We start from the raw sequence: 16,544 nt of genomic DNA, 5'->3' as shown, positions 1-16,544 counted from the left end.
GGGCAGGGGCATGAGCCGGCATATGACGGTGAGGACGCACCCCGAGTCACGCTCGGCAACACAGTGATGCCACGGAAGCGCCGGACACGGCCATCCGCGGCCGACGGTGAGCGGAGCTGGTATCAGCTCAGGCGCTGGTGGCTACGACACAGACAGCTCGTCACCCGCTGCAGATCGATATGCCGACGTGAGAACGTCGCCGGGGTGACACAGCAGGGCGAAACAGCGCAGACACGGCCATGCGACTGCTGCACGCTGGTTCCTCCTACAACCACGCACGCGCCCACACGACCGCTTCGTCGCGCCAGGCTCATATCTGGAGCGCCCGACCGCGGACAATGCTGCCGGCCAGCGAGCCAGAACTTGACGCCGACGTTCGGGGCCAGAAGCTACTCGCCCACAGATCACCCGTCAATGTCGACCGACAAGGTGAAAAATCGCCTGACCGAACCGGCCGTGCCCGGTCACGCGCGGTATCGCCCAGCCCACCGGACTCTTCGATCATCTGGTCCAGGATCCACCGGGCCCGTGCCCAGTCCGGCTCGGCAGCGGCAGGCCCGACGAAACGGGCCGGCGCCGACTCCACCCGACCAGTACCGACGGCCCGCCGCGCCTTCGCTGCGGCCTCTTCCGGAACACTGACAGCGATCGTCCGAAAATCGCAACGTGGCGCCATGTAACAACGTGGTGTGACGCAAGTTCTGTCGGAGAACGGGCCGTCGGAGAACGGGCTGTCGGGGACTGGACTGTCGGGCCGTTACGGCGCCCGGCCATGAGACCGTGGGCAGCTACTTGTAGTGGACGAGGCGGATCGCCGGTCATGGGGGGATTCGTCAGATCATGGTCCGGGTGGGAGTCCAGCCATGCAGCCACTGAGGTCGGACGATCCTGCCCAGGTCGGCCCGTACAAGCTGGTTGGACGGTTGGGTGCCGGCGGAATGGGCCGCGTCTACCTGGGTCGCTCACCGGCCGGCCGCGCCGTGGCGGTGAAGGTCGTCCGACCCGAACTCGCCGACGACCCGCAGTTCCGGGACAGGTTCGGCCACGAGGTGCAGGCCGCTCGGGCTGTCAGCGGCGCGTACACGGCCGCGGTCATCGACGCCGACCCGACGGCCGAGCGCCCCTGGCTTGCCACCGCCTACGTGCCCGGGCTGTCCCTCGCCGAGACCATCCGCCGGACGGGCCCGCTCCCCCAGGAGTCGGTGCGCACGCTCGCCGCCGGCCTCGCCGAAGCGCTCGCCGCCGTGCACCGGGCCGGGCTCGTCCACCGGGACCTCAAACCGTCGAACGTGCTGCTGGCCACCGACGGCCCGCGGGTCATCGACTTCGGGATCTCCCGCGCGGCCGACGCCACCGGGCTCACCCTGACCGGTGGTGTGCTGGGCTCACCCGGCTTCATGGCACCCGAACAGATCACCGGCGGTGAGATCGGCCCACCGTGCGACGTGTTCGCCCTCGGCGCGCTCATCGCCTTCGCCGTGACCGGCCGGGAGCCGTTCGGGACCGGCCCCACTCCGGCGCTGGTCTACCGGCTGGTCCACAGCGAGCCGGCCCTCGACGGCATCGACGGCGACCTGCGCGAGCTCGTCACCGCCTGCCTGGCGAAGGATCCCGCAACCCGGCCGGCCCTGACGGACGTGCTGGCCCGGCTCACCGGTCAGGATCAGGAAACGACCCTCCTGCGGCCCGGCCCGGGCTGGCTGCCACCACCGGTGGCCGACATGCTGCGCACCCACGCGGCAGCCACCGGCACGGGCCGGCCGTCCAACGCCGGTCAGTCGCCCGCGGCGGTATCCGTAGCCGCGGCCTCGGCGGCCGTTCCCGTACCCGGGGACGATCAGAAGCGCGGGACCGCGGGGGGTATCGCGGCTGCCACGCCAGCGACCCCGGCCGCGCCTGCACCCGCATCCGCATTCGGCCCGGTGCCCGGGCTCGCCCCCGCGCCAGCGCCCGTGCCCGCAACGGCTGGCGGGGATCCCGCCGGGCCTGCCGCATCATCCCCCGCGTCCGTACCAGCGCCAGCGACGGTCGGGGGAAGTCCCGCCAGCTCCGCCGCACCTTCCACGTCCACGCCTTCTGCTTCCGTGCCGGCATCTGAAACGGACGACGGGCCCCACTCACGCCTCGGCCCCGGTGACGTCAGGTCACCGGTCGACGCGGCCGGCACGGTCGACGCGGCCGGCATCCAGGCCGAAGCTGTCACGATCCGAGCTGGATCTGTCGCCGCACATGCTGAAGCCAGCACTGTCCGAGCCGAACCGGTCACCGTACAGGACGAAACGGTCCTGACGCAGGACGAAACGGTCACCGCCCAGCCGGTGGCGCACGGACCCGTCACGGCACCGCCGGCGACGTCGCGGACCCGGATCTGGAGCCGGCGCGGGGCCCCGCTGGCGGTCGGGGCCGCCGTGCTCGCCGCCGTTGTTGTCGCGACCGTCATCGGCCTGGCCGCGGCCGCGAACGGGCCCGCCGAACAGGCCGCGGCAGCCGGCGACGCACGGCTCGAAGCCACGGCGTCGCCCATCGCGCACCCCGCGTCGACGGCCACCAGCCCACCGCCGGACCTGTCAGCTACCACGTCCACCAACACGTCCACGCAGGCCCCCGCGGCGGCGACCGCACCGGAGGCGCTGGCAGGCGGCGGACAGCCGGCCGTTACGGGCGGTGGGCCAGCAGCCGCCCGACCCGTACCTGCGGCGGCACCCAGAGCGGGCACCAACGTGCCACCACCGGCGCCGGCCGCTCAGCCACCAGCCGCTCAGCCACCGGCCGCCCACACGTTCAGCTTCGCCGGGAGCCTGACCCGGTACTCGTGCGCGGACGAGGGACGCCTGGTCTCCGCCCGCACCACGGACGGCGTCCTGGCCACGTTCAGCAACCAGAGCCCGGAAACCGTACAGATCTACTGGCTCGACTTCGACGGCTCCCGAGTGGCCTACGCCCCGGCCCTCACCGCGGGCAACGCCTATTCGAGCAACACCTACGTCAACCACCTGTGGCTCGTCGCCAACTCAAGCGGCCGCTGCCTGGCCATCTTCACCGCCGGCACCTCCGGCGGCCGAGTCACCGTTTATTAGTGCCGTCGAGGTGATCCATTGTCAGGACAGACCACAGGGCAACCACTCAGCACCCCATGCCGAGTGTGAATATTATGCGCATGGCAAGAGTGAACATCACCGTCTCCGATGAGCTGATGGACTCCGCCCGGGCCGCCGGCCTGAACATCTCCCGCCTCGCCACAGCGGCACTGGCCGAGGAACTGGACCGACGCGCCAAGATCGCCGAACTGGACGCCTACCTCAGCGAACTGGACGCCGAACTCGGACCCGTCCCAGCTCACGAGGCCGCCGCAGCCCGCGAGTGGGCCGATCGGATTCGGCCCGCCGCCCCGACAGCACGCACGGCATGACCCTGATCCTGGACACCGGTGGCCTGTCCGCCCTGGCGGGGCAACGCAACCGGACGCGCTGGAACCATCACTGCCACCGACGCGATCGTGGCAGCGTTCGCCGCCCACGGGTTCGTCACCGGACCTCTGCTCGACGCCCCGCACCGGGTCGGCAAGCCCCTTGACCCGCCGCTCGCGCCACTGTGGTCGGCACGACGCGGGCCCTATCGGGTCATCTACCTCATCGACGGCACCAAGCATGTCGTCGAGGTCACCGCGATCCGCCATCGCAGGGACGCTTACCACACCTGAACGTTGGCCAGCGCTCACCGCGGCCCGTCAGGTACATCGTCACGAGCCACCCGCGGCGGTAGCAGGCGGAAGAAGGCGCGGAGTTCGTCGACGAAGAGGGCTGGTTGTTCGAAGGCGGCGAAGTGGCCGCCGCGGTCCGGCTCGCTCCAGTAGCGAAGGTCCCGGAAACGGGTCTCGACCAGGCGGCGGGACAGCCGGAACAGCTCCCGCGGAAAGAGCGAACATCCGGTAGGTACGGTCACCACCCCCTGCGGGCGGCTGCGGAAACTCTCCCAGTACAACCGGGCCGCCGACGCGCCGGCCGCCGGTAGCCAGTACATCATCACGTTGTCGAGTAACTGGTCCCGAGTGAGGATCTTCTCCGGATGGCCGTCACAGTCCGTCCAGCCGTGGAACTTCTCCACGATCCAGCCGGCGAGCGCGGCCGGGGAGTCCACCAGGCCGTACCCCACGGTCTGCGGCCGGGTGGACTGCTGGGTCGAGTAGCCCGCTTCCTCCCACCGGAAGCGCCGGTGCGTGGCGAGCGACGCGGTGTCCCGCTCGTCGAGTTCCCCCAGCTCGGCCGTGGCCGCGCGGACGTCCACCAGCGGCAGGGTCAGGTGCAGGCCGAGCACGGCGTCCGGATGGCGGATGGCCAGTTCCGTCGACACCCTCGCACCCCAGTCGCCGCCCTGCACCGCATACTGGTCGTAGCCGAGCGCGGTCATCAGTTCCGCCCACGCGTCGGCGATCCGCGGCACCCCCCAGCCGGTGCCGGTCGGCTTGTCGCTGAACCCGTATCCCGGCAGGGACGGCAGGACGAGGTGGAACGCGTCGGCGGCCGAACCGCCGTGCGCGACCGGATCGGTCAGCGGCCCGATGACGTTCAGGAACTCCACGACCGACCCGGGCCAGCCGTGCGTCATCACCAGCGGCACCGCGCCGGGATGCGGCGAGGTCACGTGCAGCACGTGCACGCCCAGCCCGCCGACGTTCACCTTGAGCTGGCTGAAAGCGTTCAGCCTGCGTTCGAGCGCCCGCCAGTCGTACTCCCGCTCCCAGTAGGAGCACAGTTCGCGCAGGTACTCCGACGGGGTGCCCTGGGACCAGTCGGAGACGGTCTCGCGGTCGGGCCAGCGGGTCCGGCGGAGCCGGTCGCGCAGGTCGTCCAGGTCGATCTCCGGGATCTCGACACGGTACGAGGTCGCCTCGGCCATGAGATTTCCAGTCCCTTCGTCGGTCCGTCCGCACCAAAAATGTCCGCTACTCGATCGTGTGGTCCCGGATTCAAGGAGGAGGATGGGACGTATGCGTTTGATATTGAACCTGATATGGCTGGTGCTGTGTGGGTTCTGGATGGCACTGGGCTACGCCGTCGCCGCACTGATCTGCTTCATTCTGATCATTACCATCCCGTTCGGGATCGCCTCGCTGCGCATCGCCAGCTTCGCCCTGTGGCCGTTCGGCCGCCGGGTGGTCGACCGCCGTGACGCGGGCGCGCCGTCGCTGCTCGGCAACCTGCTGTGGATCGTGTTCGCTGGCTGGTGGCTGGCGCTCGGTCATCTGACGACCGGCCTGCTGCTGTGCCTGACGATCATCGGCATCCCGCTGGGGCTCGCGAACTTCAAGCTGATCCCGATCTCGCTGCTGCCGCTGGGGCGGGAGATCGTCCGCGTCGACGACCCCTACGGCCCCGACCGCCTCGCCTTCCGCTGACGACGCCGACGCCGACGCCGACGCCGATCAGTAAGGTAGCGGCGTGCCGCGACCACGGGACACGAGCCGCATGTGATCTTCCCGCCAGACGGATGACCTGCGGCTCAGCAGGTCACAGGTCATCCGGCAGGAGACGGAACGCCTTGTGGTTGCTGAGCGGACGTATCGCACGAAAATCCCGCCGGTCGAGCGTGGGAACACTGTCGGTCTCGTATCGCTCAGCGAGCACCACGTTCACCGCGTCCGCTATGTCCAGGTTCAGGCCGGCGTACCGATGCTGGACCACGCGAGCTCTGCGAAGAGCGTCGGCCGCCAGTTCGGGAACCAGGATGCGCATACTGTCTTCCTGCCGCAACAACCAGCCATTGACCGCATAGGCCGTCCTGCGGTCGATGTTGCGGGTGACGATATGCTCGACTTCGGCGAACACCAGTGGGGAAACCACGGTCACGGAAGCTTCCCGCAACGCCGCACGAGCCGCCCGGTGCTCCGGATTACCGATGCTGAAGGCAGCCACGAGGCCGGAGGTGTCGCCAACAACGATCATGCGGCATTGCCGGCCGGACCGCCGTTCTCGGTGACCGCTTCGTCGACCGCGGTACGGACGTCATCCTCGGTGACCGGGCCACCGAAGTCGAGGACCGGGATATCCCAGTCATCCGACCACCGACGGGCGCGCAGCGCGGCGATACGGAACGCCTCTCGGAAATACTCCGATTCGGGCCGTCCTTCGCGAGCCGCCGCCTCCTTGATGATCTGTAGATATTCCTCGTCGACCATGACGGTCGTCTTCTTCAAAACCATATGGCTATGGCACCACCACCCGCAGGCGGCGCAGTTTACGATCATGTCCCGCGCCGGCCATGGACGTGGAACCGTGTGGCTGCGCCGCCACCACATGCGCCGATGGCCCATCGACGATGAGTGAGACAGGCCCACAGCTCTCCGTCCCCTCCCAGGCGATGACATGCACCTCCCGGAAGCCGGTTGGTGGCCCGTGACGACGGTTCGACGGTAGATTTCTCCGGGCAGTCGGTCGGCCCGGTACGGCTGCCGCGGGCTCGGTCCGGAACCTGTTCGGGACGGCCCTCCGCGGCGTTGTCTGGACCCTTCGCTGGACCCTTCGTCCGCGGGTGCCACCCCAGCCGGCGGGTTGGAACGACGGCAGAGAGCAGCCGATGGTGAGGAGACCGGGTGAGAGCGGGTAAGCCAGCCCGCGGACCTCGGCTCACGTTACGTTTCGTCACACGGAAACTGCTGGTAGACGTCTCCCCGCTGCGGGCCTATCCAGCCTACCGGCGTATCTGGGCCGGTGACACGATCTCCGCGCTCGGCGCTCAGATCACTGCCACCGCGGTCCCGCTGCAGGTCTACGACATCACCGGCTCGTCCTTCCAGGTTGGGCTGGCCAGCCTGGTCGCGCTGGTCCCGCTGATCACCTGTGGGCTGCTCGGCGGCGCGATCGCCGACGCGGTCGACCGGCGGCGCCTCGCCCTGCTCACCTCCGGCGGACTGGCCGCGGTGTCGGCCGGGCTGCTGCTGTTCGCGCTTGTCGTCGACGCCACCAACGCGGGCTCGGGCGCCATCTGGCCGCTGTTCTGCCTGATCGCGGTGCAGTCCGCGCTGGTCTCGGTCAACGGGCCGGCACGGCGGGCGATGATCCCGAACCTGGTGCCGCTGCGGGAATTGCCCGCGGCCACCGCCCTCCAGCAGATCGGCTGGAACACCGCGCTGACCGCTGGCCCGCTCATCGCCGGAGTGAGCGTGGCCGCCGGCGGCTACGTCCTGGCCTACGCGCTGGACCTGGCCACCTTCACCGCGGCGTTGTACGGCCTGGCCCGGCTCCCACCGATGCCGCCGCAGGGCGGCGGGCGGCGGGCCGGGACGGCGAGCGTCAGAGAGGGACTCACGTTCCTCGCCGGGCAGCCGGTCGTGCTCATGACCTTCGCCGTGGACATCATCGCCATGATCTTCGGGATGCCGCGGGCGCTGTTCCCCGAGCTGGCCCGGACCCAGTTCGGCGGCGGGGCCACCACGGCCAGCGTCCTGTACTCGGCGGTCGCGGCGGGGGCACTGCTCGGTGCCAGCCTGTCCGGCCCGCTCGGCCGGGTCAACCGCCAGGGCCGGGCGGTGGTGGTGGCGATCGTTGTCTGGGGCGGCGCGATCGCCGGGTTCGGGCTCACCCACAGCATCGTCATCGCCGTGCCGCTGCTGGCGCTGGCCGGCATGGCGGACATGGTCAGCGCGATCTTCCGGACCTCGATCCTCAACGTCGCCACCCCGGACGAGATGCGCGGCCGGCTACAGGGAGTCTTCCTCGTCGTCGTCGCCGGCGGCCCCCGGCTCGGTGACCTGGAAGCGGGCAGCGCCGCCGCCCTGGTGTCACCGGCCTTCTCCGTCGTCAGCGGCGGCCTGGTCTGCGTCGGCGGAGTCCTGGTCGCCACCGCCATCGCCCCGGCCCTGCTCAGATACGACGCCCAGCAGGCGATTGCCGACGCCGAGGCGGCCACCGCCAGCCACATCCACAAACAGACGTCCGTGGATCCGCTTCCTTCATGAGGCCGGCCATGAGGGTCGGCTCCTCATGAGGACAGCTGTTGTTCCGTTGTCCCGTCTCGGAACTCAGGGCTGCGCCTCACGGCTCCAGGCGGCCAGGCCTGCAACGAAGCCGGCGCGGTCGCGGGGAGAGAGGCCGGCTACGGCACGCAGGAGCGGTGCCGCGCGGATGGTGATGAACGACATAACGACCGGCCGGTGCTCCTCACGGAGGGAGACCAGGGTGCGGCGACGGTTGGTCGGGTCCTCCTGACGGTCGACAAGGCCGGCGTCGCTGAGGTTGCCGACGAGTTCACTGGCGGTCGACAGCGTCACACCCAGCCGCCCCGCCAGCTCGGTGACGCTGAGCTGATGCCCGGTCAGCAACTGGCTGAGGACCGCGCCGTGGCGGGCGGTGAGCCGATGCCTGCTGAAGATCTCCTGGAGCGCGGGCGGCATCTCCGAGCGAGCGCGCTGGAAGTAGGCCGACAGCAACGGCACGTACAGCAGGACCTCGAGATCCTGCTCCGTCGGAGACACCGCTCCCGTTGGTGACGGCTCGCCTTCTGGCGGCTGTGCTCCCCCTGGCTGCGGCTCGGTCGGACGTGCCGGTGCCGAGGCCGGTGATGATGCTGGTTCTGCCCGCCCGGGCGCGGTCGCGCTCACCTGCTGGTCGTACAGCACGCTACAATCTTAGTAAAGTTTGTGTATCCAAAATATTCGCTGACACAAATTGATCTGAACTGTCTGCCCGGAAGGGATGTGAGGGCATGACATCGATCACCTACAGCGACGCGGTCACCGACGCACTCGACCGTCTCGACGATCTCGGGTACGAGCGGGCGGGACGACAGGATCTCGCCAATCACGGCCCGATGGGCGCCGAGGCGCTGGCGGCGCTCGGCCATCCGGAGGCGATCCCCGCCTGGGTGACGGGCTACCGCAACGCCATCGCGCACAACGACCCGCCCGGCCCGCGGTTCGCCATCGACCCGGCCGAGGAATCCTCCTGGCGGCCGGCGCTCGGCGCCTTCGACCGGGTCGGGGACTGGGAGGCGCTGTTCCGCCGCGAGCTGGCCGACGCCCCGTGGCGGGACGTGCTCGTCCGATGGTGGCCGCGCCTGCTGCCCGGCCTGTTCTCCCGGCTGACCCACGGGCCGATCCGCACCGCCCACGCCGTGCGCAGCGTCGCGGCGACCAGCAGCCCCAGCCCCCAGCAGATCACCGAACTCGCCCGCGGGCTCGCCTACTGGGCCGCCCGGTTCACCACCCTGCCCGGGCAGGCCAGCCTGGGCGGGCAGCGCACCGTCGCGGAGGCCGTCGCCGCCGCTCCACGCGCTCCGATCAACCCTGCGACGCCACCGGCCGCTCTGCTGCGGGACGGGCTGAGCAGCCTGTTGGACCAGCCCGGCTACACCGATACCCTCCAAGCCCTGCGCGCCGACCACGTCCAGGTGCTGCTCAGCACGATGACGGCGCAGTTCGCCGGCCTGTGCCTGGCGCAGACCAGGTACACGCCCGTCCCGCTCGTCCACGGTGTGACCGCGCCCGCGGCCCTGCGCCTCGTCCTGCCGTATCTGCCCGCCGGCCTGCACGAGCCGACGCTGACCGCGATGTGGCAGACACACACCGCGCTGCTGTTCCTCTTCGCCGGGGACAGCCACGACGAGGATGACATCCGGGCGCGGGCCGCCGAGACCGAGGTACCCGGCTTCGACGACCTGATCGCGGCGGCCGTCGAGCACGGCGACGAGCACGTCATCAAGTTCACCGACGCCTGTCTGCGCGAGCACCTGCTGCGCCCCGACCCCCGCTACCCGGCGGCCGCCCTCGCCGTCCAGCAGCGCATCCCCCGCCGTGGAAAACCCTCATGAATACACGTATGGGATCGGCGGGACAGATCTGTGTCCAGATCCATCCGTGTACGCGCGTCAACAGCCTCCCTGCTCTCGGGGTGGCCCTCAGCTCGATGACCAGAGGCTGGCGATGGGTCCGACATGTTGAGAGGCATGGGATGTCTCCGGTCAGGTGGATATCGGGGTCAGGGGCCATCCAGGCAGGTTGCGCACAACCGTCCAGACGAGCGCGGCGCCGGCCAGGCCATAAGCGAGCGAACCGGGAACGCGCGTATGTTCTCCCCGGCCGATCGCGCGCGCCTGCCGCCAGATCAGATACACCAGCACCGGGCTGCAGAGCAGCATGAAGAGGTTGTCATGAGCCGCGGCCCGCAGCTGGCCGTGCAGCAGGTCATGAACCAGACGAAGACCTCCGCACGCCGGGCAGTCGAATCCCGTGACAAGTTTTGTCGGGCATATCGGCATGAGCACATCGGGATCGTGCGGGTCGGCAACGGCAAGATAGCCGACGCCCAGCACGCATACCGACGCGCCGAGTATCAGCCGTCGCCAACCGCCGATCGTGATCGCACGGCTCCCCGCGCGGTACACGCCGGCGTCGACCCAGCCCAGGGGAGATGATTCCGGTGGCCCGGATGCCGTCCCGGCGGTATCCGGGCCACCGAGCCTCCGGAAAATCCGACGCAGACACATGGCCGCCGTACTAGTCACGGAGCAGACGGCCCTGACTGTCACGGACGTTACCGGTGAGAATCATGATCCCATCAATCAGCGCCCAGATTCCGAGACCACCGCAGGTGAACAACTGGGCGAGTGCGATACCGGTATCGCCCAGATACCATCGCCCGGCCCCGAAACCACCCAGGAAGATCTGAAGCAGTCCGGCAACCAGCTTCTGCTTGTCCGAGTATGGCTCTCCGGTCACCGGATGGCGCCCAAACGGGGCCGCCGGATCGTATGGCCCCTGTCCGTAACCCTGCGGGATGGGATAGCCGGGCGCCGGTGGATAACCAGCACCGGCCTGGTAGCCAGGACCCTGGGGGTAGCCGGATCCCTGCGGGTAGCCGGATCCCTGCGGGTAGCCGGATCCCTGCGGGTACTCGGGACCACCCTGGTAGCCGGGCGGAGGATACCCGGTACCGGCCTGATAACCAGCCTGCGGATACTCGGGACCGGTCTGGTAGCCAGGGGGCGGCGGATACCCGGGGCCCGGCGGGTAGCCAGGAACGCCCGCGCCGGGCTGGTTCGGATCATCCGGCGACTGGCCAGCCGGTTGTTCAGGTGTAGTCATCAAGTTCCCCAAGGAATCAGCGTTCACCCGTGCTGGGCAACTGGGTCCGATGTACGTGCCGGGCCGACCACTGGATCGTGGAATGTCAGCGGAGCGGAATTTCCCTCCGTATTTTTTGCACTACCGCCAGAGATGTCGATCAAAACAATTCCGGCCGGACGGCGGAAACACCGACGATGACACGGAAAGTTTTTCCACCCGCAGTACCCCTTGCGGAGATCCCACACAACCCCGATTCGACCAACGGAAGGACAACTGAAGACGCACGACCGCCGGACTGGTCACGCTGGCCGACGTCAGATGATCGTCGAGCAAAGCCCACCCCCCGTACAAACGGCATTCCTGACTGAGCGAAACCGCCAGTGGAGCCGGGCGAAACGTCAGTATGCGGACTATACCAATGCGATCATGGGCCATCGCCGGTACCACCGGTCCGGCGTTCTGAACCACCACCGGGAGAGAACGCGGTCGAGCAATCGCGGCCGTACGGCTTTTTCACCGGCCCGCCCGCGGCTGATGTTCCGCGTCCGGTCCGGGTCACCGGAGTTCAGGTCACGGGGACGGTGCCCGCGGCCGACGGCCCGTGCGCGACGGTTGCCTCGAAATTCCCGGCGGAATGCCAGTCGATACCACCGAGATCGATCGGGCAGCCGGCCGCGGCCAGCCGCTGAGCCAACTCCTGGCGGCGCTGGCCGCTGTTGTTCAAGTGCAGGACGAGCCGGCCGGCGATGTCGCTGAACGGCCGTACCCTCCCCACTTCGACGAGGACGGTGCGCCGCGCGTCCACAGCCATTGCCATGCCGGCCTCGAACAGGACGTTCGCGCGCGGCTGCCCGGTGTACGCCCTTTCATGGGGAGGATCGTCCGGGCGCCAGAATGCCGGGGCGAGGCGGGCGTCGTCATCGGGGGTCAGCAGCACCACGATCGCCTGCGCCGACGCGAATGCCGTGGTGAGGATCTCGCCAATATACGGAGTCGGGTGGCCCGTCGCCCGCACGGCTTCGTTCCATTCGATCGGACGCAGGCCCACCGCCCGGAGAAAGGCGAACATCGCATCCCGCGCCCCGGTGTCGCGGCCGTGCACGACAAAGACGTTTCGCGGATCCGGGACGTTCCGCACATCCGGCCCACCGGCACCGGCCGGGATTGCGACGGTCGCGGCGGTCGCGACCGCAGGGATGGTTGCGACCGCCGCCGGCTGGGCGATCATTTCATCGGTCACGTCCCGCCCCCACCGTGCCACGACGTCCTCCGCCGCTGTTCCCGCGTCGGGTCTGCGGACGGGGTCGGCGTGTACCAGCGAGAGCAGTTTTTTCGCTGGTAGATCCGTGCGGTTGATACGGAGCTTGCCGATCGTTTCCGGGGAAATACTTCGGCCGGCCAGGAAGATCGGACGGCCTGCCCGGTAGGGCGCCAGGACACGTTCCTCAAGTTCCCGGTCGTCGAGGTCGAGTTGCGTTATCTCGTCACCGGGGCCGGGCCCAAGGCGGACACGGATGTGGTAAGGCAAAGTCCCCGCCGCCCCTTCCTCGACCCCTCCGTCCGCCGAAGGGCTGCGCCCGTCCCAGGCCTCTATCGGCCGGTCACCGGGCCGTAGACCGATGCTACACTCGGCCCGCCTACGCATCGGCACAGCTATGGCGTCGGGGGCGCCGAGATGCGTCCCCCGGACGACTGACATGATGTCCGGGGGGTAGCTGTGAAGCTTTCGATCATTCGGCGGCGGGTACCGCTCGGAACGGTACTCACGGTCAAACTGCGCAGCGGTGAAACCGAAACCGGTGAGCTTCTCGCCGTCGAGGACGACGACTGTCTCGTTCTCATGGTCGACCAGCGTGAATCGCTCATCCTGGCCGAGACGATCGAGAAGATCGACTACACGCCGGGCTGCTCCACTGGGAGTTCCGAGAGCACGGCCAATGGCGCGGCACCGGTAACACAGGCACCCGCTGGGGCTCGTCCGGCCGCGTTGACGCCTGGCCCACCGCCTCCGGCGTCGCTACCCACTCTGCTTCCGTCACCGACCGCGCCCGCCGCACCGTCGGTGACGGCACCGGGCCCGACGGTACCGGCGGAACCGCCGGCGTCCGGGGTAACGGCCCCACCGGGCACAGCGCCGAAGGGGCCGTCCGCCGCTACGGCGCCGCTGGGGCTGGTACCCACCGCCGAGCCGCCGCGCGTCGGACCGCCGGGCATCGAGCTGCCCGTGGCCCATCTCCCCGTGGCTCATCTCGAGGTACTGCGGGAGCGGCACACCAAGCTCGCGCCGGACGTGCAGGACGCGCAGCTCGTTCCCGCCGCCCCGGACTTCCAGTTGCTGCCGGACCTGAAGCTCTACTACGACCTCGAAACCGTTCTGGTGAACCATGTGCGAAAGCGCTGGGACCAGGCCCGCAGCCGTTACGACTACGCCACGAGAAACAACCTGTACGAACGTGTGGACGACTGCGTCGCCGGTATCCGCAGCCTCCTCGTCGACCATCCCTACCTGGCCGAAGGGCATGCGCTGCTCGGTGCTCTGCGGTATGAGCGGGAAGATGTCGCGGGGTGCGGCGAGGCATTCGCGGAAGCGGTCGAACTCGGATATGAGCCGGCCCTGTGCGACCTCGCCGCCTATCATCTGCTGACCGGTGACAAGGCCGCCGCCCGGCATTCACTGGCCGCGTATCTCACGCACACACCACCGGCCGACGATCCACAGGCATGGCTGGTGCTGCTGAAACTCGTCGTCAGCGGCAAGGCCTTCGGTCTGCTCCGTCATGTCGTCGACACCGTGGTCGAAGCGGGGCGGGGCACGGACGGCTCGCTCGCGAACGGAGTGGGCTACGTCGTCGTCGAGGCGTCCATCCCGGTGGAGCCGGACCTGCAACGTCGCATGGCCGTCGCCGCGGTTCCCGCCGAGCGCGACCGCGCCGCCGCGGAAGCGCTCGCCGGCATCCCGGCCGAGGCCGCGCAGCCGGTGCTCGTCCCGCGCGGGGCCGGCCGGCGCCGCGCCAGCGCGGCATCCGGGTGGGCGCAGCGGAAGGCGCCGGTCGCGGTGCCGCAGAACGTCCGGGACGCCAGACGCCTGCAGGAGCAGGCCAGCGAGCTCGCCCGGAACGGGCAGCACGGCCAGGCGATCAACCTGATCCGGCGGGCAATCGACCTCGACCCGGGCAACGTCACCGCGAAACGGCTCGAGGAGGAGTGGGTAGCGGAGAGCCGACGCTCGGCGGTGCCGGTCGGTAACACCCCGTTCGCGCTCGCCGAACGCGCCAAGCTGCTGCACCGTGACTACACGGCCGCGGAACGTTTCTACCGCCAGGCGATCGACGCCGACAACCGTGCGGAGAGTGCCGCCAAGAACCTCGCCTCCCTGCTGCACCAGCTTCGCCGTTCCGATGAGGCGCTGATCGTGCTGCGTGACTACGAGTCCCGGCACGAGGTCGCCAACCGCACGCAGTTCGACAACATCGTGGCGGACATCGCCGCGCATTCGGGCAACATCGAGCAGGCCGTCGAACGGCTGACCGCCATGCTCGGCCGTACGCCGAGGCAGAACCACCCGCCCCTGCTCAACCGGCTGGCCACCGTCTACGCCCGGGACCGCCGGTACGACGAGGCCGAGACGACACTCGAGCGGAGCCTGAAGATCGCTCCGGACGACGCCTCGGCCAAACACCTGCTCGACACGCTGGTCCAGGCGCGCAAGACCGGCGTGTACAGCGAGGTCGACGCCATGGTCAAGGCCCGTTTCGCCGACGTACGGGACGACAGCTTCAGCCCGGTGCTCAGTTTCGACCTCGACCGGTGCGAGTACGATTTGGTGGACGCCGCGAAGAAGTCGACGAAACAGTTCGAGCTGCGCGACGTCAACCGCATCGAGAACTTCGCCCGCTGGCGGGCCAAGGACGCCCGCGCCCACGCCCGGGCCGGCGCCAATCTTTCGGCGGCCCGGATTCTTATCGACATCGGCTCCGACGACTCCTCACGGATCCGGAACAACCTGCGGTTCTACAGCGCGGCGATGGGCGACGCCATGGCCGCGGACCACAAGCCCTTCGAGGCTATCCGTACCTATTATCAGGAGGCGTTGACGGTCAGCCCGAAATGGGAGGCCGACCTGCTCGGGGTGAAGCTGCGCCAGTTCCTGATGACGTTCTACGCGAGCAGCCAGGGTGATGTGCTCGACCCGGCACCGCTGCGGGAGGCGCTCGAATCCGCGCTCCGCACGTCCAGGCGGCAGCTGCTGGTGTCGCTGCTGCCGGTGACGGCGAGAAGCGTCGATCTGCAGAAGATGGTCGTCAACGCCGCCGCCTACACGAAGACGTTACGTACGCAGGTTCTCGACGGGCTGCGCGAGGACATCGGTATCGAGGTCCCGCAGACCGGGCGCGACGAGGAGGACCTCGTCAATGCCTGGCAGGCGGCGATCGACGTACTGAAACGGCGCTCCGAGGAGACCGACCAGAACTTCCACTTTCTCCACGCGCAGGCCGGTGACCTGAGCACGCTCAGCGAGCAGAAGAGCACCCTGGACCGCATCCAGCAGAGTAACCCGACCGCGCTCGAGAACCGGCTGCTGCGTGACGCGGCGGACCTGCTGAACATCGTGCGCGAGTACACCTCGCAACAGAAGTATCTCGAACAGGAACGTCTCGCCAAAAAAATCGACGACAGCTGCCGGCAGCTCGTCCAGCTGGCCGAGGAGAACCGGACCCAGCTGACGATCGGCGGCCTGCGCCCGTACTTCCTCCGGTTGCGGGACGCCGTACACGCTCACTTCACCGAGGTGGAGATCGCGGCGGAACCGAACGAGCTCGACACCCAGCTCATCGTCGACAACGTGTCCCTGCGGGACGACGGCGCGATCAGCGTGCAGCTCGCGGTGACGAACCGGCCCGGTCACAGCCCGGCGAGCCGGGTGCGGCTGGAACTGCTGCCCAGCCCGGACGCGTACACCGCGCAACAGCGGCACTTCTCCGTCACGGAGGCGCTCGGCGCGGGCGAATCAGTGTCGCTGACCATTCCGATAGTCGTCGCGCCGGCCGCGCGGTCCGAACACGTGGTCACCCTGCGTACCCGGGTGTCCTTTGTGACCCGTACCGGTCACGAGGTCGTCTCCGACGAGACCCTGCACGGGCTTCAGCTCTACTCGAAGGACGACTTCGAGGGATTCGCCAACCCGTACAGCGCCGGGGCGCCGGTGAAGAATCCCGACATGCTCTTCGGCCGGGACAGCCTCATCACCGAACTGGCCGAGGCGATCCAGCACACCGGCACCAAGAGCATTGTGATCTACGGGCAGAAACGGACCGGCAAGACCAGCATCTCGAACCATCTCGAGCAGCGTCTGGCCCTGCCCATCGTCCCGGTGCCGTTCAGCATCAACGACGTCATCGTCGACCTCGGCGCCGGCGATCACGTCTTCGCCAGCTTCTTCTACCGGGTGGCCCGCACCGTGTACGATGCGGTCGGCCGCCTACTG

The 16,544-nt window shown here is 69.0% G+C and carries 15 protein-coding genes; 7 read left to right on the top strand and 8 right to left on the bottom strand.

Annotation, left to right across the window (positions count from 1 at the left end):
- Nucleotides 1-122 precede the first annotated feature (122 nt).
- Nucleotides 123-314 carry a putative leader peptide gene (locus tag CM1CMNOD_RS24250; RefSeq protein WP_420848660.1) on the bottom strand — a complete coding sequence of 64 codons (192 nt, stop codon included), beginning with the start codon at nt 312-314 and terminating at the stop codon, nt 123-125.
- A 549-nt stretch (nt 315-863) separates the two neighbouring features.
- On the opposite strand from CM1CMNOD_RS24250, the gene CM1CMNOD_RS01575 reads away from it, so the two are divergent.
- The 3 genes from CM1CMNOD_RS01575 (at nt 864) to CM1CMNOD_RS01565 (ending at nt 3,700) form a co-directional block, all read left to right on the top strand.
- The gene (locus tag CM1CMNOD_RS01575) at nt 864-3,077 is read left to right on the top strand and encodes a protein kinase domain-containing protein (protein ID WP_013871940.1); all 2,214 of its coding nucleotides are present in this window, start codon (nt 864-866) and stop codon (nt 3,075-3,077) included.
- An 80-nt stretch (nt 3,078-3,157) separates the two neighbouring features.
- Nucleotides 3,158-3,409 carry a type II toxin-antitoxin system CcdA family antitoxin gene (locus CM1CMNOD_RS01570; RefSeq protein WP_237702944.1) on the top strand — a complete coding sequence of 84 codons (252 nt, stop codon included), beginning with the start codon at nt 3,158-3,160 and terminating at the stop codon, nt 3,407-3,409.
- Nucleotides 3,410-3,496: 87 nt separating this feature from the next.
- The gene (locus tag CM1CMNOD_RS01565) at nt 3,497-3,700 is read left to right on the top strand and encodes a type II toxin-antitoxin system RelE family toxin (protein WP_277602666.1); all 204 of its coding nucleotides are present in this window, start codon (nt 3,497-3,499) and stop codon (nt 3,698-3,700) included.
- A gap of 14 nt (nt 3,701-3,714) precedes the next feature.
- Here the strand turns inward: CM1CMNOD_RS01565 and CM1CMNOD_RS01560 are convergent, their stop codons facing one another.
- Nucleotides 3,715-4,896 carry an epoxide hydrolase family protein gene (locus CM1CMNOD_RS01560; RefSeq protein WP_013871937.1) on the bottom strand — a complete coding sequence of 394 codons (1,182 nt, stop codon included), beginning with the start codon at nt 4,894-4,896 and terminating at the stop codon, nt 3,715-3,717.
- A gap of 91 nt (nt 4,897-4,987) precedes the next feature.
- Here CM1CMNOD_RS01560 and CM1CMNOD_RS01555 point away from each other — a divergent pair, with 91 nt between their 5' ends.
- Nucleotides 4,988-5,395 (top strand): YccF domain-containing protein, encoded by a 408-nt coding sequence (locus CM1CMNOD_RS01555; protein WP_013871936.1) that lies wholly within the window; start codon nt 4,988-4,990, stop codon nt 5,393-5,395.
- Between the two features lie 112 nt (nt 5,396-5,507).
- Here the strand turns inward: CM1CMNOD_RS01555 and CM1CMNOD_RS01550 are convergent, their stop codons facing one another.
- Complete coding sequence (locus CM1CMNOD_RS01550) at nt 5,508-5,942, bottom strand: PIN domain-containing protein (protein WP_013871935.1); 435 nt, start codon at nt 5,940-5,942, stop codon at nt 5,508-5,510.
- The gene (locus tag CM1CMNOD_RS01545) at nt 5,939-6,334 is read right to left on the bottom strand and encodes a ribbon-helix-helix domain-containing protein (protein ID WP_202797658.1); all 396 of its coding nucleotides are present in this window, start codon (nt 6,332-6,334) and stop codon (nt 5,939-5,941) included. Before CM1CMNOD_RS01545 ends, CM1CMNOD_RS01550 begins: the two co-directional genes overlap by 4 nt.
- Nucleotides 6,335-6,589: 255 nt before the next feature.
- Here CM1CMNOD_RS01545 and CM1CMNOD_RS01540 point away from each other — a divergent pair, with 255 nt between their 5' ends.
- Nucleotides 6,590-7,954, top strand: a complete 1,365-nt coding sequence (locus CM1CMNOD_RS01540; protein ID WP_013871933.1) for an MFS transporter — start codon at nt 6,590-6,592, stop codon at nt 7,952-7,954.
- Between the two features lie 63 nt (nt 7,955-8,017).
- Here the strand turns inward: CM1CMNOD_RS01540 and CM1CMNOD_RS01535 are convergent, their stop codons facing one another.
- Nucleotides 8,018-8,470 carry a MarR family winged helix-turn-helix transcriptional regulator gene (locus tag CM1CMNOD_RS01535; RefSeq protein ID WP_013871932.1) on the bottom strand — a complete coding sequence of 151 codons (453 nt, stop codon included), beginning with the start codon at nt 8,468-8,470 and terminating at the stop codon, nt 8,018-8,020.
- 230 nt (nt 8,471-8,700) lie between these two features.
- Here CM1CMNOD_RS01535 and CM1CMNOD_RS01530 point away from each other — a divergent pair, with 230 nt between their 5' ends.
- Nucleotides 8,701-9,804, top strand: coding sequence for a questin oxidase family protein (locus CM1CMNOD_RS01530; RefSeq protein ID WP_013871931.1), 1,104 nt, complete (start codon nt 8,701-8,703; stop codon nt 9,802-9,804).
- 150 nt (nt 9,805-9,954) lie between these two features.
- Here CM1CMNOD_RS01530 and CM1CMNOD_RS22105 read toward each other — a convergent pair whose 3' ends face one another.
- From CM1CMNOD_RS22105 to CM1CMNOD_RS01515, 3 genes are all read right to left on the bottom strand, one after another.
- Nucleotides 9,955-10,305, bottom strand: coding sequence for a DUF2752 domain-containing protein (locus tag CM1CMNOD_RS22105; protein WP_043604453.1), 351 nt, complete (start codon nt 10,303-10,305; stop codon nt 9,955-9,957).
- 184 nt (nt 10,306-10,489) lie between these two features.
- Nucleotides 10,490-11,077, bottom strand: a complete 588-nt coding sequence (locus CM1CMNOD_RS01520; protein WP_013871929.1) for a TM2 domain-containing protein — start codon at nt 11,075-11,077, stop codon at nt 10,490-10,492.
- 547 nt (nt 11,078-11,624) lie between these two features.
- Nucleotides 11,625-12,587, bottom strand: a complete 963-nt coding sequence (locus tag CM1CMNOD_RS01515; RefSeq protein WP_050803283.1) for a nucleotide-binding protein — start codon at nt 12,585-12,587, stop codon at nt 11,625-11,627.
- 189 nt (nt 12,588-12,776) lie between these two features.
- On the opposite strand from CM1CMNOD_RS01515, the gene CM1CMNOD_RS01510 reads away from it, so the two are divergent.
- A partial coding sequence (locus CM1CMNOD_RS01510) for a tetratricopeptide repeat protein (protein ID WP_131773805.1) occupies nt 12,777-16,544 on the top strand: 3,768 nt, incomplete at its 3' end.

Source organism: Protofrankia symbiont of Coriaria myrtifolia, assembly GCF_900634755.1.
In the GTDB taxonomy this organism is placed as follows: Bacteria; Actinomycetota; Actinomycetes; order Frankiales; family Frankiaceae; genus Protofrankia; species Protofrankia coriariae.
Note: the sequence above shows the minus strand (reverse complement) of the source record. Positions and strands in the feature narration are given on the sequence as shown.